This window comes from Kitasatospora sp. NPDC033851 (assembly GCF_055576085.1).
Genome location: NZ_JBVIRL010000003.1, coordinates 210,051 through 229,592, shown reverse-complemented (window position 1 = coordinate 229,592; position 19,542 = coordinate 210,051). Strand labels below are relative to the sequence as shown.

Genomic DNA, 19,542 nt, shown 5'->3' with positions numbered 1-19,542 from the left:
CCTCCGGTGGGGGTGGAGGTTCGGTGCGGGTTCCGTGGGGTGGGGGCGGTGGTGGGCGGCCGGCCCGCGGGGCGCGGGATCTGAGTACCCGTACGGATTCCCGCGCGGCGCGTGGGGGCGTACCGTCGTCAGGGGTGGCGCAGGACGGCGGGACGAACGGGGGCTTCCGCCCGACCAACCCCAGTGAGAGAGAATGTTGTTCATGACGAATCCGATGAACGAGCGCTCGTCGCAGGAGCCCTACCAGGCCGCCGGCGGGCAGTCGCAGGACGGCCAGAAGGTGCTGATCGTCGGACCGGACGGGATGCCCGTGGGCCAGGGCTTCGCCGGCCCGGCGGGGGAGGGGGACGACGACATCGACATGCCGCGCGAGCTCCCGGTGACCGAGATGGTCGAGCAGCCCGCCAAGGTCATGCGCATCGGCAGCATGATCAAGCAGCTGTTGGAGGAGGTCCGGGCGGCGCCCCTCGACGAGGCGAGCCGGGTCCGGCTGAAGGACATCCACGCGAGCTCGATCAAGGAGCTCGAACTCGGCCTGGCCCCGGAGCTGGTCGCCGAGCTGGAGCGGCTGTCGCTGCCGTTCACCGAGGACACCATCCCGACCGAGGCCGAGCTGCGGATCGCCCAGGCCCAGCTGGTCGGCTGGCTGGAGGGCCTGTTCCACGGCATCCAGACCGCGCTGTTCGCCCAGCAGATGGCGGCCCGGGCCCAGCTGGAGCAGATGCGGCGGGCGCTGCCGCCGGGTCTGCACGGCGGGGACCAGGACGAGGACGAGCCGGGCCAGGGCCGCGGCATCCGCTCCGGCCCGTACCTGTAGTCCGGTACCCGGCGGCAGGTCCGGCGGCCGCCGGACCGGACGTACCACGACGACCCGTCCCGGGCCGCGTCGCCGGGATCCGGCGCCGACGGCCCGGGCCCAGGAGCGGCCCTGGGCCGATCACCGTCGGCGCGAGCCGATACCCTGACCCCTGTCGCAGGCCGGTCGGGCCGCCGCGACAGGGGTCCGCCAGGCCAGCGGGCCGGGCCCACCAGCACGGACGAGACCGAACGTCACGGGTTGCGGCAGCACGGCCGCGCCGAGGGGGAGCAGAGGACCATGAGCGAGCACGGCAACGCGGCGGTCGAGGGCTTCTCCCTGGGCAACGGCCGTTATGTGCTGCAGCGGCTGCTGGGCGAAGGCGGCATGGCGTCCGTGCACCTCGCCTACGACAGCGTGCTGGACCGGCAGGTCGCGCTGAAGAGCATGCACAGCGAACTGGGCCGGGACGACTCGTTCAAGGAGCGGTTCCGCCGCGAGGCCCAGGCAGTGGCCCGGCTGGAGCACCCGAACATCGTCACGGTGTACGACAGCGGCGAGGACATCGCCCCGGACGGCTCCAGCACGCCGTACATCGTCATGCAGCTGATCGACGGCCAGGGCCTGCGCGAGGCGATCAACGAGGCGATCGGCCAGTACGGCGCGATGCCGACCGAGGCGGCCCTGAAGGTCACCGTCGGCGTGCTGAACGCGCTGGAGGCCTCGCACGACATGGGCCTGGTGCACCGCGACATCAAGCCCGGCAACGTCATGTTCGACCGCAAGGGCAATGTCAAGGTCATGGACTTCGGCATCGCCCGGGCGCTGGAGTCCGGCGTCACGTCGATGACGCAGACCGGCATGGTGGTCGGCACCCCGCAGTACCTCTCGCCCGAGCAGGCGCTCGGCAAGCCGGTGGACGCCCGCTCCGACCTGTACTCGGTCGGCGTGATGCTCTTCGAGATGCTCACCGGCCAGCTGGTCTTCGACGGCGACTCGGCGTTCTCGATCGCCTACAAGCACGTCCAGGAGGAGCCGCCGGCGCCCTCCGCCCTCAACCGCTCGGTCACCCCCGAGGTGGACGCCTTCGTCGCCCAGGCGCTGCGCAAGGACCCGGCGCACCGGTTCCAGAGCGCGGCGGCGATGCGGGACGAGGCGGAGCGGCTGATCGAGGCCGCGAAGGGCGGCGGCAGCGGGCACAAGCTGCAGGCCAGCACCCCGCTGGTGATCAACGAGGGCCCGCGTTCGGTGCACGCCGCCCCGCAGGCTCCGCACACGCCGCCGCCGCAGTACCCGCAGCAGGGGCAGCAGCCGCAGTACCAGACGCCGCCGCCGGCCTACCAGACGCCGCGTCCGCAGGCCCCGCACACCCCGCACCCGCAGTACCTCCAGCAGGGGCAGCAGCCGCAGTACCAGACGCCGCCGCCGGCCTACCAGACGCCGCGTCCGCAGGCCCCGCACACCCCGCACCCCTTCGCCCAGCAGGCGCACACCCCGCCGCCGCAGCCGATGCCGCCGTACCAGCAGCCGAAGGCGTCCGGCGGCGGTGGCTGCTCGACGGCCGTGGTCGTGGTCGGGATCATCGTCGGCGTGCTCGTGCTGGCCGGCATCATCATCGCGATCGTGGTCAACAACGCCGACAAGAAGACGAATGGCAAGTTCGGCCACGCCGAGCGTCCGGCGAACGTCCTGGTGGTCGACCTGCCGGCCGACCGGAATGGCCGGCTCTGACGGATTCCGACCGGTTCACGGGTGCCACGGCTGCGCGCCGGAAGCGGTAGCGTTCGGGGATACGTAGGCGACAGGGCACCGCGATCCGAGCGAACGCCCGGGGCGAGGAGCGATGGCACAGACGCAGCAGCCGGATGACGACGCGGGTGCCCGAGCGGCCGGCCGGACCGGCGGGACGCCGAGGATTCCCGAGCCCGGCAGCGATGCCGCGACCTCGGCGCTGCCGCCCGTCTTCGGCTCCGGCGGCCCGCACACCCCCGGTCGCGGCACCGCCGCACCGCTGGGCACCGTCGGCGACGGCCGCTACCGGCTGACCCACCGGCTGGGCCGCGGCGGCATGGCCGAGGTGTTCGCCGCCGAGGACGTGCGGCTGGGCCGCACCGTCGCCGTCAAGCTGCTGCGCGGCGAGCTGGCCCAGGACGACGTCGCCCGGCTGCGGTTCACCCGCGAGGCGCACGCGGTCGCGGCGCTCAACCACCACTCGATCGTCTCGGTCTACGACACCGGCGAGGAGTACGTCGGGGACGAGTCCACGCCGTACATCGTGATGGAGCTGGTCGAGGGCCGGACCGTCCGCGAGCTGCTGGCGGACGAGGAGGCGCCGCCGGTCGACCAGGCGCTGATCATCATCGCCGGGGTGCTGGAGGCGCTCGCCTACAGCCACCGGCACGGCATCGTCCACCGCGACATCAAGCCCGCCAACGTGATCATCACGACCGCCGGCGCGGTCAAGGTGATGGACTTCGGCATCGCCCGGGCGCTGACCGGCGGGGCCACCACGATGACCCAGACCGGCATGGTCATGGGCACCCCGCAGTACCTCTCGCCCGAGCAGGCGCTGGGCAAGCCGGTCGACCACCGCTCCGACCTGTACGCGGCCGGCTGCATGCTGTTCGAACTGCTCACGCTGCGCCCGCCGTTCACCGGCGACACCCCGCTCTCGGTGGTCTACCAGCACGTCCAGGACCTGCCGATGCCGCCCTCGCAGGCCAACGGCCGGGTGCCGGTCGGCCTCGACCCGCTGGTGCTGCGCTCGCTCGCCAAGAACCCGGACGACCGCTTCCAGGACGCCGACGAGTTCCGTGCCCACCTGCAGCACGCGCTGCGCGAGATGCACGGCGCGGCCGGGGCCGGCTGGGTCGGCGCGGGCGGGGCCCCCGGCGACACCGGCGCGACCCAGGTGCTCCGGCCGGACCAGGCGGCGGCCACGGCGGCCTTCGGCGTGGTCCGCCCGGGCGACCAGACCTCCGTGCTGCCCTACCAGGGGGCGGGCGGCTCCACCCCCGCGACCTCCTACTCGGGGGGCGGCGGCCTGTACGGCGGTGGCGGCGAGGGCGACGGCGACGACGGGCACGGTCGGCGGCGCGGGCCGTGGGCCTGGGTGGCCGGCGCCATCGCGGTGCTGGTCGCGGCCGGTGCCGGAATCGCGTTCGCGCTCAGCGGCGCCGACAACGGTGGCACCAAGGACCACGTCCTGCCTCCGACGCCCGAGCCGGTGGTCAGCACGACCGAGCCGACCACGCCGACCCAGAGCGGTCTGCCGAGCCCGCCGGCGTCGGTCTCCGGCAGCAGGAAGCCGCAGCAGCCGACCGAGCCCGGCAACAACAGCGGGAACAACACCGGGAACAGCGGCAACAACATGTCGCCGTCGGCGAGTTCGGGCAAGCACACGCCGACTCCGACGCCGACGCCGACCCCCACCCACTCCGCGACGGGCAGCTCGTCGGCGACTCCGACCGGCGGGTCGACCGGGGGGTCCACGTCGACCCCGGGCGGCGGGGGCGGCACGCCCACCAACCCGGCCCCGCCGAGCTCCACGAAGGGGCCGATCTCGCCGCCGACCCTCGGCTGAGCCGGTCAGTTGGCGAAGGCGTCCAGGACCTGCTCGTACTCCTGGCACCACCACGCCAGCTGGCCCGCCGAGGCGGGGTAGAGCGGGTCGGCCCGGTGGTCGGCCCGCTGGTAGCGCCACTGCAGCATCCAGAAGTCGTTCAGCCGCTCCCACCACACCCGGTGGGCGGCGGCGGCCAGGTGCTCGGAGGTGGCGGCGCCGGAGGCCCGGTAGGCCTGGGAGTAGCGGCGGACCCGGACCAGGTCGAGGACGCCCGATGCCCGGTCGTTGAACAGCAGGGTGGCGGCCCGGACGGCCTCCTCGGCGCGCGGCTGCGGGCCGAGCTTGTCCCAGTCCAGGACGGCGGCCACCCGGCCGCCCGCCGGGTCGTCGTCGTACAGCAGGTTGAGGCCGTGGAAGTCGCCGTGGGTCCAGCCGGTGGGCGGGGCGGCCTGCGGGGCGGGGCGGCGGTGGGCGTGTTCGGCGAGCAGTTCCAGCCGTTCCGTGAGCCGTTGCTGGACGAGCGCGTCCAGTTCCCCGTACGGGCGGTGCTCGCGGGCGCGGCGCCGCAGGTCACGGGCGAGTTCGGCGCTGTCGGCGGGGTCGGCGCTGCGGTAGCCGGCGGGCGGGTCGAAGGGGGCGCAGACATCGTCGAGCGCGCCGTGCAGCCGGCCGAGCAGCGCGCCGAGCGCCTCGCACTGCGGGAGGTCGAGCTCGGTACCGTGCCGGTGTCGGCCGTCGGTCCACGGGAACAGCGCGAACAGCCGGCCGCCCCAGCCGGCCATCGTGCCCGAGCGTCCGGCGCAGGCCAGCGGGGGTGCGACGGGCAGTCCGAGGGTGTTCAGCGCGGCCATCGCGCGGTGGTGGGCGAAGATCTTGGGACGGCTGGCGGTGGCGGTGTCGACGTAGCACTTCAGGAAGTACGGACCGGCCTCGGTGATGACCCGGTACCCCCGGTTCAGCAGGCCTTCGGCGACCGGTTCGGCGGTCAGCAGGCGCCCCACCCGGTAGCGGGTCAGGACCTCGGCGAGCGCGGTGTGCGGGACGGGCGGGCTGAGGGTCCCCATCGGCGGTGCGGAGAGGTCGGGGCGGGCCGGGGCGCAGGCGAGGGTCTGGCTGAAAGTCACAGCCAGAGGTTATGGCCCCCTGGCGGGGGCCCTTGACAAACCGTCAGACCTGTGAAACTTCCACGTCAGTGCTGGTGGTCGGCCTGGTGCCGCGCCACGAAGGCCGCCGCTTGGGTGCGTCGCTCCATGCCCATCTTGGCGAGCAGACTGGAGACGTAGTTCTTCACCGTTTTCTCGGCCAGGTGCAACTCGTTGCCGATCTGACGATTGGTCATCCCCTCGCCGATCAGATCGAGGATCCGCCGCTCCTGCTTGGTGAGTTGGGCCAGCCGTTCGTCCTCCTTCTCGCCGCCGTCGCGCAGTCGGGCGAGCACCCGGCTGGTGGCGACCGGGTCGAGCAGCGAGCGGCCGGCCGCGACGTCCCGGACGGCGGTGATCAGGTCGGTGCCGCGGATCGCCTTCAGGACGTAGCCGGAGGCGCCCGCCATGATCGAGTCGAACAGCGCCTCGTCGTCCGAGAACGAGGTCAGCATCAGGCACTTGATGTCCGGCAGCCGGGACCGGATCTCGCGGCAGACCTCGACCCCGTTGCCGTCCGGCAGCCGGACGTCGAGCACCGCGACGTCGGGGTGGACCGCGGGGATCCGGGTGAGCGCCTCGGCGGCCGTGCCGGCCTCGCCGACCACCTCGATGTCGTCCTCGACCGAGAGTAGATCGTGCACACCCCGCCGGACGACCTCGTGGTCATCGAGCAGGAATACCCTGATTTGTCCGTTGTCAGTCACGTCCAAAGCCTCCCATATCGCCATACGAAAGACCTATCACTCGCAACGCCGTGACGACGTGATCCGGCCAGAGTCACCGAAACCGATACCGAGAACCCCCTTACGTACGGGCGTCTGCCCGGATAACGTGCGCTGGTGTCCTGAAGGCGCTCGAATTGAGAGCTGCGTCACGTCGCCCGTCACCCCCACCCTTCCGACGGCGGTCCGAGCGCGGCACCCTCGGGGTTGTAGGCCCTGAACAAGTAGGACGTCCTAGCGCAAGCGCGCCAAGGGCGGACGCTGGGTAACGTTCTCGTGAGGGACGCCGTCGGAACAGGATCACCACCTGCCCCGCAGTAGGTGCGCACACCCACGCGCGCCCCGCGAGGCGGTGACCGGACCGGTCACCGGCGACCCCGGGCGGCCGGACAGACCGAGGAGTGAACGTGACCGTCAAAAGCACGGCGAGGGCTCGCAAGAAGGCGGCCCCCGCTGTTCCTGACACCCTCCGCGCCACGGGTACGGACGCCCAGCCGGAGCTCGTCCAGTTGCTCACGCCGGAAGGCGAGCGGGTCGAGCACCCGGACTACCCCCTCACCACCACTCCGGAGGAGCTGCGCTCCCTCTACCGCGACCTGGTGCTGGTGCGCCGGTTCGACGCCGAGGCCACCGCGCTGCAGCGCCAGGGCGAGCTGGGCCTGTGGGCCTCGCTGCTCGGCCAGGAGGCCGCCCAGGTCGGCTCCGGCCGCGCCATGCGCACCGGCGACTACGCCTTCCCCACCTACCGCGAGCACGGCGTGGCCTGGTGCCGGGACGTCGACCCGCTGAACCTGCTCGGCATGTTCCGCGGCGTGAACCACGGCGGCTGGGACCCGAACGAGAAGAACTTCCACCTGTACACCATCGTGATCGGCGCGCAGGCCCTGCACGCCACCGGTTACGCGATGGGCATCAGCAAGGACGGCACCGACGACGCGGTGATCGCGTACTTCGGCGACGGTGCCTCCAGCCAGGGCGACGTCAACGAGGCCTTCACCTTCGCCTCGGTCTACAACGCGCCGGTGGTGTTCTTCTGCCAGAACAACCAGTGGGCGATCTCCGAGCCCACCACCACCCAGACCAAGATCCCGCTGTACCGTCGCGCCTCGGGCTTCGGCTTCCCCGGCGTGCGGGTCGACGGCAACGACGTGCTGGCCTGCCTCGCGGTCACCCGCTGGGCGCTCGACCACGCCCGCAGCGGCAACGGCCCGGTGCTGATCGAGGCGTTCACCTACCGGATGGGCGCCCACACCACCTCCGACGACCCCACCCGCTACCGGCACTCCGAGGAGACCGAGGCCTGGAAGGCCAAGGACCCGATCTCCCGGCTCCGGGCCCACCTGGACAAGGAGGGCCTGGCCGACGAGGAGTTCTTCGCCTCCGTCGACGCCGAGAGCGAGAAGCTGGGGCTGCGGGTGCGCGAGGGCGTGCGCAGCATGCCGGACCCGGACCCGACCCTGATCTTCGACCACGTGTACAGCGAGCCGCACACACTGGTCGATGAGGAACGGGCCGAGTACGTCGAGTACGCGGCCTCCTTCGAGGCGGGGGAGAACCTCTGATGGCCGGTCAGCTGAGCATCGCGAAGGCGCTGAACGGGGCGCTGCGCAAGTCGCTGGAGAACGACCCGAAGACCCTCCTCATGGGCGAGGACATCGGCAAGCTCGGTGGCGTCTTTCGGATCACCGACGGCCTGCAGAAGGACTTCGGCGAGGGCCGGGTGATCGACTCCCCGCTCGCCGAGTCCGGCATCGTCGGCACCGCGATCGGCCTGGCACTGCGCGGCTACCGCCCGGTGGTGGAGATCCAGTTCGACGGTTTCGTCTACCCGGCCTTCGACCAGATCGTCTCCCAGCTGGCGAAGATGCACGCCCGCGCGCTCGGACACGTGAAGATGCCGGTCACCATCCGCATCCCGTACGCGGGCGGCATCGGCGCGGTCGAGCACCACAGCGAGTCGCACGAGGCGTACTTCGCGCACACCGCCGGTCTGCGCGTGGTCAGCCCGTCCAGCGCGCACGACGCGCACTGGATGCTGCGGCAGGCGATCGAGTCGGACGACCCGGTCATCTTCCTGGAGCCCAAGCGCCGTTACTGGGACAAGGGCGAGGTCGGCGACGCCGCCGACCTGGGCCTGCACGACGCCCGGATCGTCCGGCCCGGCACCGACGCGACGCTGATCGCGTACGGCCCGATGGTCAAGGTCTGCCTGGAGGCCGCCGCGGCCGCCGAGGAGGACGGCCGCCGGCTGGAGGTCGTCGACCTGCGCTCGCTCTCCCCGGTGGACTTCACCACCCTGGAGGAGTCGGTCAAGCGCACCGGCCGCGCCGTCGTGGTCCACGAGGCACCGGTCTTCCTGGGCATGGGCGCCGAGCTGGCCGCCCGGCTCACCGAGAAGTGCTTCTACCACCTGGAGGCGCCGGTCCTGCGGGTCGGCGGCTACCACGCGCCGTACCCGCCGTCCCGGGTCGAGGAGGCCTTCCTCCCCGACCTGGACCGCGTGCTCGACGCCGTCGACCGCGCACTCGCGTACTGATCCAGGGGGCGAAGATGACCACCGAAGTTCGCTCGCTCCGCGAGTTCAAGATGCCCGACGTGGGCGAGGGCCTCACCGAGGCCGAGATCCTCAGCTGGTACGTCAAGCCCGGTGACACCGTCACCGACGGGCAGGTCGTCTGCGAGGTGGAGACCGCCAAGGCGGCCGTGGAGCTGCCCATCCCGTTCAACGGGGTGGTCGAGGCACTGCACTTCCCCGAGGGCACGACGGTCGACGTCGGCACCGTGATCATTTCCGTCGCGGTCGCCGGGGAGGCGGGGGCCGCGGCTCCGGCCGCCCCCGCCCCCGCCCCCGCCGCGGCGGCGCCTGCCGCGCCGGCTCCCGCCGAGGAGGCCGAGCCGGAGCGCCGCGAGGTGCTGGTCGGGTACGGCCCGCGCACCGGCGTCGCCCAGCGTCGGGCCCGGCGGACGACCACCACCACGGTCACCGCGACCACGCCGGTCCCGGCACCGGCTGCTCCGGTCGCTCCGCCTGCTCCGGCGCCGGTGGCCGAAGCGCCCACCGGGGACCGGCCGTTGGCGAAGCCGCCGGTCCGCAAGCTGGCCAAGGACCTGGGCGTCGACCTGCGCGACGTGACCCCGACCGGCCGGGACGGCGTGATCACCCGCGAGGACGTGCACGCGCACGCCACGGCCAAGGCCGCTCCGGCCGCCCCGGTGGCGGAGGCCGCCGTGGCCGCCGTGACCGAGCCGGTCGCGGCGCCGGTGCCCGTGGCCGGGTCCGCCACGGGCGATGTCCGGGTGCCGATCAAGGGCGTCCGCAAGGCGACCGCGCAGGCGATGGTGGCCTCGGCCTTCACCGCCCCGCACGTCACCGAGTTCGTCCAGGTCGACGTGACCCGCACGATGAAGTTCGTCCGCCGGCTCAAGGAGAGCGGCGAGCTGGGCCGGGACGTCCGGGTCAGCCCGCTGCTGCTGGTCGCCAGGGCGCTGCTCACCGCGGTCAAGCGGCACCCCGAGATCAACGCGCAGTGGGACGAGGCGGCCCAGGAGATCGTCATCCGGGGCCAGGTGAACCTCGGCATCGCCGCGGCCACCCCGCGCGGCCTGATCGTCCCGAACATCAAGGACGCCGGGTCCAAGACCCTGTCGGGGCTGGCCGTTTCGCTCGGCGAGCTGGTCGAGACCGCCCGCCAGGGCAAGACCTCGCCGGCCGACATGCAGGGCGGGACGATCACCATCACCAACGTCGGCGTCTTCGGCGTCGACACCGGCACCCCGATCCTCAACCCGGGCGAGGCCGCCATCCTCGCCTTCGGCGCGGTCCGGGAACTGCCGTGGGTGCACAAGGGCAAGGTGGTCCCGCGTCAGGTGACCACGCTGGCGCTCTCCTTCGACCACCGCCTGGTGGACGGGGAGTTGGGCTCCAAGGTGCTGGCCGACACGGCTGCCCTGCTGGAGCGTCCCAAGCGCCTGATCACCTGGGGCTGATCGCGCACAGCACGCCGAAAGGGGCCCTCCTCCGCACCATCGTGCGGGGGAGGGCCCCTTCGTTTGCGCCCGTCCGACGTCAGCGCTGGGGACGGAGTCGACGGACGGCGATCAGGACGCCGGCCCCGAGGGCGAGCAGGGCGGCGGAGGAGAGGGCGAGGAAGGTGTTGGTGGAGGATGCGCCGGTCTGGGCCAGCTCCGGGGTGCCGGTGGGGGCGGTGGCGGCCGGCGCGGCGGAGGGGGTGGCGACGGGCGCGGCCGGGGCCTTGGCGGGGGTCTTGTCCGCAGCGGGCTCGGCCGCAGCGGGCTCGGCCGGGGCGGGCTTGGCCGGGGCGGGCTTGGCGGTCTCGGTGTGCGCGGGCTTGGGCGTGGCCGGGGCGGTCGGCTGGGCGGGGGCGGCGGTCCGGGCCACGTGGTAGGTGTGCGTGTCCCCGACCACGTCCGGGAAGCCGGGAGCCTTGGCGACCAGGCCGACCTGGATCTCGGCCACGTCCTTCGGCGCCTTCGCGGAGAGGCCCACGCGGAACATGAAGTCGGCTGCCCGGCCGTTCTCCAGGCGCGGGGTGGTGGTGGCGGGGGAGGTGACGGTGAAGAGCGTCGGGTCGCAGCCGTGGCGGAGGGCGACGGGCTTCCAACCGCCGGCGGTGGCGACCTCGACCGTGAAGTCCTGGAGGTTGGTGCCGCCCTTCGGGTTGAACAGCGAGAGCATCGCGGAGACGTTCTGGTACGGGGCGCCGGTGAAGTTGGTGACGCCGACGCCGACCTCGACCTTGGGGCCGCCCGCGGTGATGGTCTGGCCGTCCGGGGTCATGTGGAAGCCGACGGTGTAGGCGCCGTCGTGCTGTGCCGGGGCGGCCGGGGCCGTCACGGCGGTGGTGTCGCCGTCGCTGTCGCCGCAGGCCCAGGCGGTGTCGGTGGCGAGGAACTGGATGCCGCCGGCGAGGACGGTGGTGGCGGCGAGGACGGCGATGCGGCGGCGGCCGGAGAAGGCGCGGTCGTTCTTCGCAAAACGGGTGATAACGGACGTGCGCATGACGTGACTCCCCAGGGTCATGTGACTGACGGTGTGTTGGTGAAGACGACCGGCCCCGCTCTTACCGAGCGGAAGCGCCCCCCGGCTCTGCCGGTCTTGCTCTCCGTGCCTTCATCCGTATAGACGCGCATCCCCGCCGGGGGTTGCAGGTGGATTCAAAACTTTTTTCGGGAGTCTTCGGAAGGCCGCTTCGGGATACTTCCGGGATGACGGATGAACTGACGATCAGACCGGAAACGGCGCCGGTCGGGAGCGGGGAACGTCGGTCGCTGCGGCGGGACGTGTCGGGGCCGGCGCTGTTGGCCGGGCTGGTGTGCGTCGCGGTGTCCTTCTCGGGACCGCTGGTGGTGGTGCTCGCGGCGGCGGCCGCCGGACGGCTGGATCCGGCGCACACCGCGTCCTGGATCTGGGCGGTGGCGATCGGCAGCGGGGTGAGCGGCTTCGCGCTGAGCTGGTGGACCCGGACGCCGGTGATCACCGCCTGGTCCACCCCGGGGGCCGCGCTGCTGGTGACCAGCCTGGGCGACTACCCGTACCGGGAGGCGGTCGGGGCGTTCCTGGTGAGCGCGGTGGTGGTCACGCTGTTCGGGGTGACCGGCTGGTTCGGCCGGCTGATCGCGGCGGTGCCGGTGGGGATCGTGAACGCGATGCTCGCGGGCATCCTGTTCTCCTTCGGTGCCGGGATCTTCGGCGCCGTGCACAGCGCGCCGGTGCTGGTGGTGGGCGGCTTCGCGGCCTTCCTGCTGGCCAAGCGGTTCGCGCCGCGGTACGCCGTACCGGTCGCGCTGCTGGTCGGCGGGGTGCTGGCGGCGCTCACCGTCGGGCTGCCGCTGCACCTGGGCTCGGGCGGGCCGACCGTGCCGGTGCTGACGGTGCCGGCGTTCTCCTGGTCGGCCCTGGTGGGGCTGGCGCTGCCGCTCACGATCGTCGCGCTGGCCTCGCAGAACGCGCCCGGCCTCGGGGTGATGCGGGCCTCCGGCTACCGGGCGGACGACCGGCTGCTGATCGGCTCGACCGGCGCGGTGTCGATGCTGATGGCGCCGTTCGGCTCGCCCGGGGTGAACCTGGCGGCGATCACGGCGGCGATCTGCTCGGGCCCGGAGGCCCATCCGGACCCGCGCCGCCGGTACGTCGCCGGGATGTCCTCGGGCGTGCTGTACGTGCTGGTGGGCAGCTTCGGCGGGGTGCTGGTCAGCCTGTTCACCGGGCTGCCGAAGGAGCTGATCGCGGTGATCGCCGGGGTCGCGCTGCTGGCCTCGCTGCAGGGCAGCCTCGCGGCGGCGGTCGCGGAGGAGCGCGGGCGGGACGCGGCGGTGGTGACCTTCCTGGCGAGCGCCTCGGGGATGAGCCTGTTCGGGATCGGCTCGGCCTTCTGGGGGCTGCTGTTCGGGCTGGGCACCCATCTGGTGCTGGGCTTCCGGAAGGCCTGAGCGGGGATGTGGTTGGTATGACCCGTATGACTGGGAGGATGCGGATCGTTCGGCCAGGTCGGTGACATTTGCGTCCTCCGGTGGGGGCGACACGCCGGTCCGGGTACGTCTCCGCTCCACCACCCGGGCGACGCCGGGTGACCGGAGCCCCGAGGACGCACCCGTATGCCGCCTGGCAACCCTGGCCGTCTCGTCCGGAGTCTGGCCGCGCTCGTGCTGGTGTCCACCGCCCTGCTCCCCGCCGCCCTGGAGCTGGCCGGCCCCTCGCCGTTCGGCGTGATCGGGCCGGGAGCCCCGGCCGACCGGGCGGTGCCACCGCACACCGCCCTCCGCGCCGACCAGCGGATACCCGCGGCCGCCCCGACCGTCGACATACGCCGCACCGGGGACCCGGCCAACCGGATCACCCTGGTCCTGCTCGGCGACGGCTACACGGCGGGCGAGCAGGACGTGTTCCGGCAACAGGCCGACAAGGCCTGGCACGCACTGATGGACATCGAGCCCTTCCGCACCTACCAGGGCTTCTTCAACATAAGGCGGGTCGAGGTGGTCTCCCCGGTCTCCGGGATAGCCGAGACCGAGAGCCGAGGCCGCAACCCGGCCACCCCGCTCGGCATGCACTTCTGGTGCGAGGGCACCGCCCGGCTGCTCTGCGCCGACGAGGCCGCCACCGCCCGGTACGCGGGGGACGGCGCCGGGCCGCAGTACCTGATCGCGCTGGCCAACTCCACGGAGTACGGCGGCGCCGGCGGCACCGGGGTGACCACCCTGGCGGGCGGCAGCCAGGATGCCGGACGGATCATCCAGCACGAGATCGGGCACACCGTGGGGGACCTCGGCGACGAGTACGACAGCGCCCCCGACGATGCCGACTACCCGAACCTCTCCACCCTCAACGCCGACGACATGCGCAAGAAGCAGACCAAGTGGTGGCGCTGGCTGGGCGCCGTGTCCCCGGACGGCGCCGGGACCGTCGGGGCGTACCGCAGCGGCAACGGCCTCTACCGGCCGACCCCGGACTCGGTCATGCGCACCCTGGGCAGCACCTACAACCTGCCCTCGCGCGAGGCGATCATCGAGGAGCTGTACCGCAAGATCCGCCCGACCGACGCCCCGCTGCCGCCGCCCGGCGAGGTGACCGGGCGGCCCCGGCTCGACGTCCGGCCGCTGCCGCTGACCGGACCGCGGCAGCTGAAGGTGGAGTGGAAGGTGGACGGCGTCCCGGTGGCGTCGCAGTCCGCCGACGGCTCCTGGCTGGACACCGCGCGGCTGGACCTGGCCCCGGGCCGGACGGCCACCGTGACGGCCACCGTCCGGGACACCACCGACTGGGTGCGGGACGAGGCCTTCCGGGACCGCTTCATGACCCGGTCGGTGTCCTGGACGCTGACCGGCTGAGGCCGCTGACCGGCTGAGGATGCTGCCCGGTTGAGGCCGCCGACCGGCTGAGGCCGGGGTGGCGCACCGGCGGATCCACGGGTCCGAGGGGGCGCGGGTTCGCGCCCGGACGACCGAACCCCGCCCTGGGCCTCCCATCATGGGATGACTAATCTGGGTCGCACTATGACCGTGGAGCCCGCCCCTTCAGCAGCGCCCCTGTCCGCCTCCGCTCCCCTCCCCGCCGCCGGGCCCCCGGCCCTCCCCGCGCCGGTCCCCGTGGCTGTCTCCGCGCCCGCGCCGCCCGGTGGCCGTGCGGCCTGGCTGGCCTGGTCCGTGGGCGTCAGCGTCTACGTCCTGGCCGTCATCCACCGCACCAGCCTCGGCGTGGCAGGGCTGGACGCCGCCGACCGCTTCGGCATCGGCGCCTCGGCGCTCTCCACCTTCTCGATCCTCCAGGTCCTGGTGTACGCGGCCATGCAGATCCCGGTCGGCCTGCTGGTCGACCGGTTCGGTCCGCGCCGGGTGCTGCTGCTCGGCGTGCTGCTGCTGAGCACCGGCCAGCTGGCCTTCGCGTTCAGCTCCTCCTTCGCCCCCGCGCTGGCCTCCCGGGCGGTGCTCGGCTGCGGCGACGCGATGACCTTCATCAGCGTGCTGCGGATCGCCGCCCGCTGGTTCCCGCCGGCCCGGAACCCGTTCGTGGCCCAGCTGACCGGTCTGGCCGGGATGGGCGGCAACCTGGTCACCACCGTGGTGCTGGCCCAGGCGCTGCACAGCGAGGGCTGGACGCCCACCTTCGCTGCGATCGCGCTGCTCGGTGTGGCGGTGTTCGCGCTGGTCGCGCTCTTCCTCCAGGAGGCTCCGGCCGCCCCCGTACAGCCCCTGGACCGATCGGTGGACCGTCCGGTGGACCAGCGGACCCGGCCGGGCCTGCGTCGGCAGGTGCTGGACTGCTGGCGGGAGCCGGGCACCCGGCTGGGCCTGTGGGTGCACTTCACCACCCAGTTCCCCGGCAACGCCTTCGGCCTGCTCTGGGGCCTGCCCTACCTGGTCGAGGCACAGGGCATGTCCCGGGCCGGAGCCGGCGGGCTGCTGACCCTGCTGGTGCTCTCCAACATGACCTGCGGCTTCGTCTTCGGGCGGCTGCTCTCCGCCTCGGCGCGCACCCGGATGCCGATCGTGCTCACCACCATCACCGCCACCGCGCTCGGCTGGGCGCTGGTGCTGGCCTGGCCCGGCGGTCACCCGCCGACCTGGCTGCTGGTCGGAATCATCCTGGTGATGGGCAGCAACGGCCCGGCCTCGCTGGTCGGCCTGGACTACGCGCGCTCACGCAACCCCTCGGAGCGGCTCGGCACCGCCTCCGGGATCGTCAACATGGGCGGCTTCATCGGCACGATGATCACGCTGTTCGGCATCGGCGTGCTGCTGGACGCGCTCTCCCCGGACGGCGCCGGGGCGTACTCGGCCACCGCTTTCCGCTGGGCGTTCTGCTGGCAGTACGTCCCGTTGGCGGTGGGCACGGCGATGATCCTGCGGCTGCGCCGGAAGGTCGCGGCCCACGGCTGAACCGGCCGGGGCCGAACCGGCCCAGGGCTGACCTGGCCCAGGGCTGACCGGCCCGGGGCCGAACCGCGGCCCCGGGCCTCTCGCGGCGCGGGCGTCAGATGGTGACCGAGAAGTTCGCCAGCACCCGCTCGGCCAGCTCCTTGTCACCCTCGACGGAGACCGGCCCGGGCCGACCGCGGCCGCAGGCGAGCCGCAGGTACGTCTCCCAGTCCATGGCGAGCTGGACGTCGGGGGCCAGACTGATCGACTCGTCCACGGTGCAGTGGCCGGTGGCGTCCACCCGGACGGTGCGCAGGAACTCCACCGGGCCGGTGACGTCCAGCACCAGGGCCGTCCCGGCCGGGACGCCGGCCTTGTTGGCGACGGCCTTGGGCAGCAGCTCTAGCAGCAGGTCCCGGGCGATCAGGGCGGCCGGGGCGTCCAGGTTGCCGGGGGCGTCCAGGGCCCGGCGCAGGTCCTGCTCGTGCACCCAGACGTCGAAGGCCCGCATCCGCAGCAGCTCGTGGTACGGGACCTCCCTGGCGAGCGGTCCGGCCGGCCAGCGCACCGGCTCGTCGGGCGTCTGCTTGGCGTTCCGCAGCGCCCGGGAGCGGCGGATGATCGTGTACTCCAGCTCGCCGGTCATCTCCAGCGCGGTGTGGCAGCGGCGCTTGTCGACGGGCAGTTCGACGTAGCGGGAGAACTCGGTGGTCACGTGACGGAGGTCACGCGGCAGCGAGTGGATCGGGCGCGGGTCGCCGAGCAGCTCGGACTCGACCGCGATGACGTGCGAGACGACGTCCCGGACGGACCAGCCGGGGCACTCGGTGGCCCGGTTCCAGGATCCCTCGGGAAGGGGGGCGACCAGCTCCGATATGGACTCGATGCTCTGGGTCCACGCCTCGGTGTAAGCCTGCACCGTCTGGTTGTCCGTCACGGGAATCTCCGGCCCTCCGTCAGCTTCCTTGCCGTCTGTGCCCCGCCGTCACCGCCGGTCGGGATGGTCCGGCTTCCGGGCGCACACGCTAACCGCACGTTACGCTGCCGGGAGACAGCTGGGCAGCGCTTTCGGGTGACGATCGTAGGTCTCTTGCCGTGGACGGTGGTACTGTGCGCGCTTCATTGATCCAACTCGCGGTCTCCGACACGGAGCCGCCCGCCGAGCGGCGGGCCAGGGCCGCGGCGCTGGTACGGGCGCAGCAGGGCGCCGACCTGGTGGTCCTGCCGGAGTTGTGGCCGCTCGGTGGTTTCGCGTACGACCTCTGGTCGGACGGCGCGGAGAGCCTGGACGGGCCCACCTCCGACGCGATGGCGGCCGCCGCCCGGGCCGCCGGGGTCTGGCTGCACGCCGGTTCGATCGTCGAACGCGATCCGGACGGGCCGATCTACAACACCTCGATGCTCTTCGCCCCGGACGGCGAGCTGGTGCACACCTACCGCAAGATCCACCGCTTCGGCTTCGACAGCGGCGAGGCGGTGGTGATGGGCGCCGGTCAGGAGATCGTCACCGCGCCCACCGACTTCGCCACGCTGGGCCTGGCCACCTGCTACGACCTGCGCTTCCCGGAGCTGTTCCGGGCGCTGCTGGACGCCGGCGCGCAGCTGTTGGTGGTCCCGGCGGCCTGGCCGGCCCGGCGGCGCGAGCACTGGACGCTGCTGGCCCGGGCGCGAGCGGTGGAGGAGCAGGCCTTCGTGCTGGCCTGCAACACGGCGGGTACGCACGCCGGGGTGGAGCAGGCCGGGCACAGCATCGTGGTGGATCCGTGGGGGCGGGTGCTGGCCGAGGCGGGGACGGAGGAGCAGGTGCTGACGGTCGAGTTCGACCCTGCCGAGGTGGCCAAGGCGCGCCAGGAGTTCCCGGTGCTGCGGGACCGCCTGCTGGGGATCCCGGCGCCGGTCCAGCGCTGAGCGCAGCCCGGTCCGGCGCAGCGCCGGCCCCGGTCCGGCGCTGCGCGGAGCCCGGCTCCCGGCGTTTTCGGAGGGTTGGTTCGTACGTGGCCCGGGCGGGTTTGAGAAGATGAGCACTCGTCGTGTTCCCGCCGGTCCGTCGAGGCCCGGCACGGTTGGCCCGCCCGAGGAGGTCGCGCCCATGCCTGGCAACGGCGCAGGCGACTCCCCCCGCCCCGTCATCCACCGCAACAGCCTGCGCGAGCAGATCGCCGGCGCGCTGCGGGAGGAGATGATGGCCGGCCGACTGGAGGCCGGCCGCAACTTCACCGTCAAGGAGATCGCCGAGCTGTACGGCGTCTCCGCGACCCCGGCCCGCGAGGCGCTGGTCGACCTCGGCGCGCAGGGACTGCTGCGCGCCGAGCACCACCGCGGCTTCACGGTGCCCGAGCTGTGCTGGGACGACTTCCTGGAGATCTTCGAGTCCCGGGTGCTGCTCACCGACAGCTTCCACCGCCAGTTCTCCGCCCGCCGGTCCCTGCCCGACCTCAGCCGGCTGCCCTCGCTGCACCGCCGGGCCGACGCGGCCGTCCGGGCCGCCCGGGCCGGGAACCTGGACGTGATGGTGGGCTGCGACCGCCGGTTCTGGCAGGAGGTCGCCGGGCTGCTCGGCAACCGCCGGATCGCCGACTACCTGGACTGGCTGCGGGTGCAGTCCTGGATGTTCGCCGCCCCCTACCTGCGGGAGATGCCCAGCCTGGCCGGGGTCTGCTGGGACCGCCACCCCGACCTGGTCGAGGCGATCGAGGCAGGCGACCTGGCCGGCGCGCACCGGATCATCTGCGAGTACAACCTGTACACCGCCCGGCTGCTGGCCGAGCTGGCCGGACAGCCGCTGGAGTCGGTGACCGTCCTGGGACTGCTCGCCGAGACCACCGGGACGGAGCCGCCGCCCGTCCCGGCCCAGTCGTCGTCCGAGCCGTCGGCCGGTTCGTCGGCCGAGTCGTCGTCCGCGGAGCCCGCGCCCGCGTTCGGGCCTCTGTCGCGGCCCGCCGCGGGCCCCGCCGAGCCCGGCGGGGCCCGCGGCGAGCGGTCGCTGCGCGGTGACGAGGTCGGCCGGGAGCTGGGCCGGGAGCTGGGCCTGGGCCTCGGCCTGGTGCCGCAGCCCCGCTCGGTGCCGTACGGCCGGTTCGGCCGACGGCTGCCTTCGTCGGCCCCCGAGGCTCCGCGGGGACGGCCCGACCCGCACACCGCCCCGGGCCGGTAGGGTGAGCGGGCGTCGAACCGGGCGCCCCCCGAAAAGGGCCGTCCGAGTACCGACTCCGCCCCCGTCGTCGCCCCGCCCCGCGGGCGATCCCCGCCGCCCGGAGAGGAACTGCCGGCCATGGCTTGCGACCTCTGGCTCGTCCCACTGGTGGACGTGCTGAGCCACAGCCCCGACAACCCGTTCCGGGACGATCTAGCCCTCTACAACGCGGTGTTGACCTCGTACGGGCTCCCCGAGGTGCCGGTCTACGAGTTCGTCCCGGGCCTCAGCGGCGCGGTCGAGCCGATAGCCGCCTTCGACTACGACTCGCTGCACTTCCTGCGCCGCGCCTACCTGCTGGGCCTCACCGGCCTGGACATCACCCCGGTCGACGCGCTCGGCGGCGACTACGAGCAGCTGCTGGAGATGTTCGAGAGCAGCGCCGAACAGTCGCACCTGGTCTGGCACTTCGACCACGCGGGCGCGTACGTGCCGATCGAGTTCGCGGTGCCGCTGGTGGACGACGCGCTGCTCGCCTCCGGTGGCCCGCTCGGCTCCAGCCACGGACTGCTGCGTGAACTGCAGGCCGTGGCACCGGCGCTGGGCATCGACCCGCTCAACCCGCCGGACCCGACCCGGCCGCTCGGCCCGACCGGTCTGGAGCAGCCGTTCGGGCCGCCGATCGACGACGTGCACCCCTTCGCCCGGGAACGGCACGCCTGGTCGGGCCTGTACGCGGCGGCGGCCCGGAGCGTCACCCAGGGCTCGATGATCGTCTTCGCGTAGCGCCCACGGCCTGGGCGGCG

The 19,542-nt window shown here is 73.1% G+C and carries 16 protein-coding genes; 12 read left to right on the top strand and 4 right to left on the bottom strand.

What is annotated here, in order from left to right; translation table 11 throughout:
• Positions 1-202 precede the first annotated feature (202 nt).
• From ACZ51D_RS07815 to ACZ51D_RS07805, 3 genes are all read left to right on the top strand, one after another.
• Positions 203-817: a bacterial proteasome activator family protein gene (locus tag ACZ51D_RS07815; protein WP_360502428.1), complete on the top strand. Its 615-nt coding sequence runs from the start codon at positions 203-205 to the stop codon at positions 815-817.
• Positions 818-1,096: 279 nt separating this feature from the next.
• Entirely contained in the window at positions 1,097-2,527 is a 1,431-nt protein-coding gene (locus ACZ51D_RS07810; RefSeq protein ID WP_360502427.1) for a protein kinase domain-containing protein, read from the top strand.
• A 112-nt stretch (positions 2,528-2,639) separates the two neighbouring features.
• Positions 2,640-4,379, top strand: coding sequence for a protein kinase domain-containing protein (locus ACZ51D_RS07805; RefSeq protein ID WP_465615387.1), 1,740 nt, complete (start codon positions 2,640-2,642; stop codon positions 4,377-4,379).
• 5 nt (positions 4,380-4,384) lie between these two features.
• Here ACZ51D_RS07805 and ACZ51D_RS07800 read toward each other — a convergent pair whose 3' ends face one another.
• Entirely contained in the window at positions 4,385-5,425 is a 1,041-nt protein-coding gene (locus tag ACZ51D_RS07800; protein WP_396289935.1) for a phosphotransferase, read from the bottom strand.
• A gap of 125 nt (positions 5,426-5,550) precedes the next feature.
• Positions 5,551-6,234 carry a response regulator gene (locus ACZ51D_RS07795; protein WP_396289914.1) on the bottom strand — a complete coding sequence of 228 codons (684 nt, stop codon included), beginning with the start codon at positions 6,232-6,234 and terminating at the stop codon, positions 5,551-5,553.
• Positions 6,235-6,635: 401 nt separating this feature from the next.
• On the opposite strand from ACZ51D_RS07795, the gene pdhA reads away from it, so the two are divergent.
• Genes pdhA through ACZ51D_RS07780 form a run of 3 tightly spaced genes read left to right on the top strand, consistent with a single transcriptional unit; the run spans position 6,636 to position 10,215 of the window.
• A complete protein-coding gene (pdhA, locus tag ACZ51D_RS07790; protein WP_465615383.1) occupies positions 6,636-7,790 on the top strand; it encodes a pyruvate dehydrogenase (acetyl-transferring) E1 component subunit alpha in 1,155 nt (384 codons plus the stop codon).
• Positions 7,790-8,764, top strand: a complete 975-nt coding sequence (locus ACZ51D_RS07785; protein WP_465615382.1) for an alpha-ketoacid dehydrogenase subunit beta — start codon at positions 7,790-7,792, stop codon at positions 8,762-8,764. The genes pdhA and ACZ51D_RS07785 overlap by 1 nt, the downstream gene beginning before the upstream one ends.
• Before the next feature lie 14 nt (positions 8,765-8,778).
• Positions 8,779-10,215, top strand: a complete 1,437-nt coding sequence (locus ACZ51D_RS07780) for a dihydrolipoamide acetyltransferase family protein (protein ID WP_465661572.1) — start codon at positions 8,779-8,781, stop codon at positions 10,213-10,215.
• A gap of 79 nt (positions 10,216-10,294) precedes the next feature.
• Here ACZ51D_RS07780 and ACZ51D_RS07775 read toward each other — a convergent pair whose 3' ends face one another.
• Positions 10,295-11,248, bottom strand: coding sequence for an LPXTG cell wall anchor domain-containing protein (locus tag ACZ51D_RS07775; RefSeq protein ID WP_465661570.1), 954 nt, complete (start codon positions 11,246-11,248; stop codon positions 10,295-10,297).
• 206 nt (positions 11,249-11,454) lie between these two features.
• On the opposite strand from ACZ51D_RS07775, the gene ACZ51D_RS07770 reads away from it, so the two are divergent.
• The 3 genes from ACZ51D_RS07770 to ACZ51D_RS07760 all read left to right on the top strand — a co-directional run bounded on the left by ACZ51D_RS07770 (position 11,455) and on the right by ACZ51D_RS07760 (position 15,624).
• A complete protein-coding gene (locus tag ACZ51D_RS07770) occupies positions 11,455-12,678 on the top strand; it encodes a benzoate/H(+) symporter BenE family transporter (RefSeq protein ID WP_465615376.1) in 1,224 nt (407 codons plus the stop codon).
• Between the two features lie 165 nt (positions 12,679-12,843).
• Positions 12,844-14,076 carry a M64 family metallopeptidase gene (locus ACZ51D_RS07765; RefSeq protein ID WP_465661569.1) on the top strand — a complete coding sequence of 411 codons (1,233 nt, stop codon included), beginning with the start codon at positions 12,844-12,846 and terminating at the stop codon, positions 14,074-14,076.
• Positions 14,077-14,274: 198 nt separating this feature from the next.
• Complete coding sequence (locus tag ACZ51D_RS07760; protein WP_465661759.1) at positions 14,275-15,624, top strand: MFS transporter; 1,350 nt, start codon at positions 14,275-14,277, stop codon at positions 15,622-15,624.
• A gap of 94 nt (positions 15,625-15,718) precedes the next feature.
• Here ACZ51D_RS07760 and ACZ51D_RS07755 read toward each other — a convergent pair whose 3' ends face one another.
• Positions 15,719-16,540 (bottom strand): maleylpyruvate isomerase family mycothiol-dependent enzyme, encoded by an 822-nt coding sequence (locus ACZ51D_RS07755; RefSeq protein ID WP_360502404.1) that lies wholly within the window; start codon positions 16,538-16,540, stop codon positions 15,719-15,721.
• Positions 16,541-16,713: 173 nt separating this feature from the next.
• Here ACZ51D_RS07755 and ACZ51D_RS07750 point away from each other — a divergent pair, with 173 nt between their 5' ends.
• The 3 genes from ACZ51D_RS07750 to ACZ51D_RS07740 all read left to right on the top strand — a co-directional run bounded on the left by ACZ51D_RS07750 (position 16,714) and on the right by ACZ51D_RS07740 (position 19,522).
• The gene (locus ACZ51D_RS07750; RefSeq protein WP_465615369.1) at positions 16,714-17,511 is read left to right on the top strand and encodes a carbon-nitrogen family hydrolase; all 798 of its coding nucleotides are present in this window, start codon (positions 16,714-16,716) and stop codon (positions 17,509-17,511) included.
• Positions 17,512-17,692: 181 nt separating this feature from the next.
• On the top strand, positions 17,693-18,757 hold the full coding sequence (locus ACZ51D_RS07745) for a GntR family transcriptional regulator (RefSeq protein ID WP_465661567.1): 1,065 nt from the start codon (positions 17,693-17,695) through the stop codon (positions 18,755-18,757).
• A 117-nt stretch (positions 18,758-18,874) separates the two neighbouring features.
• On the top strand, positions 18,875-19,522 hold the full coding sequence (locus ACZ51D_RS07740) for a hypothetical protein (RefSeq protein ID WP_360502397.1): 648 nt from the start codon (positions 18,875-18,877) through the stop codon (positions 19,520-19,522).
• Positions 19,523-19,542: the final 20 nt, after the last annotated feature.

Coding starts and splice junctions, on each gene's coding strand:
- ACZ51D_RS07815 (WP_360502428.1), top strand. CDS start 203: ATGACGAATCCGATGAACGAGCGCTCGTCGCAGGAGCCCTACCAGGCC.
- ACZ51D_RS07810 (WP_360502427.1), top strand. CDS start 1,097: ATGAGCGAGCACGGCAACGCGGCGGTCGAGGGCTTCTCCCTGGGCAAC.
- ACZ51D_RS07805 (WP_465615387.1), top strand. CDS start 2,640: ATGGCACAGACGCAGCAGCCGGATGACGACGCGGGTGCCCGAGCGGCC.
- ACZ51D_RS07800 (WP_396289935.1), bottom strand. CDS start 5,425: ATGGGGACCCTCAGCCCGCCCGTCCCGCACACCGCGCTCGCCGAGGTC.
- ACZ51D_RS07795 (WP_396289914.1), bottom strand. CDS start 6,234: ATGGCGATATGGGAGGCTTTGGACGTGACTGACAACGGACAAATCAGG.
- ACZ51D_RS07785 (WP_465615382.1), top strand. CDS start 7,790: ATGGCCGGTCAGCTGAGCATCGCGAAGGCGCTGAACGGGGCGCTGCGC.
- ACZ51D_RS07780 (WP_465661572.1), top strand. CDS start 8,779: ATGACCACCGAAGTTCGCTCGCTCCGCGAGTTCAAGATGCCCGACGTG.
- ACZ51D_RS07775 (WP_465661570.1), bottom strand. CDS start 11,248: ATGCGCACGTCCGTTATCACCCGTTTTGCGAAGAACGACCGCGCCTTC.
- ACZ51D_RS07770 (WP_465615376.1), top strand. CDS start 11,455: ATGACGGATGAACTGACGATCAGACCGGAAACGGCGCCGGTCGGGAGC.
- ACZ51D_RS07765 (WP_465661569.1), top strand. CDS start 12,844: ATGCCGCCTGGCAACCCTGGCCGTCTCGTCCGGAGTCTGGCCGCGCTC.
- ACZ51D_RS07745 (WP_465661567.1), top strand. CDS start 17,693: ATGCCTGGCAACGGCGCAGGCGACTCCCCCCGCCCCGTCATCCACCGC.
- ACZ51D_RS07740 (WP_360502397.1), top strand. CDS start 18,875: ATGGCTTGCGACCTCTGGCTCGTCCCACTGGTGGACGTGCTGAGCCAC.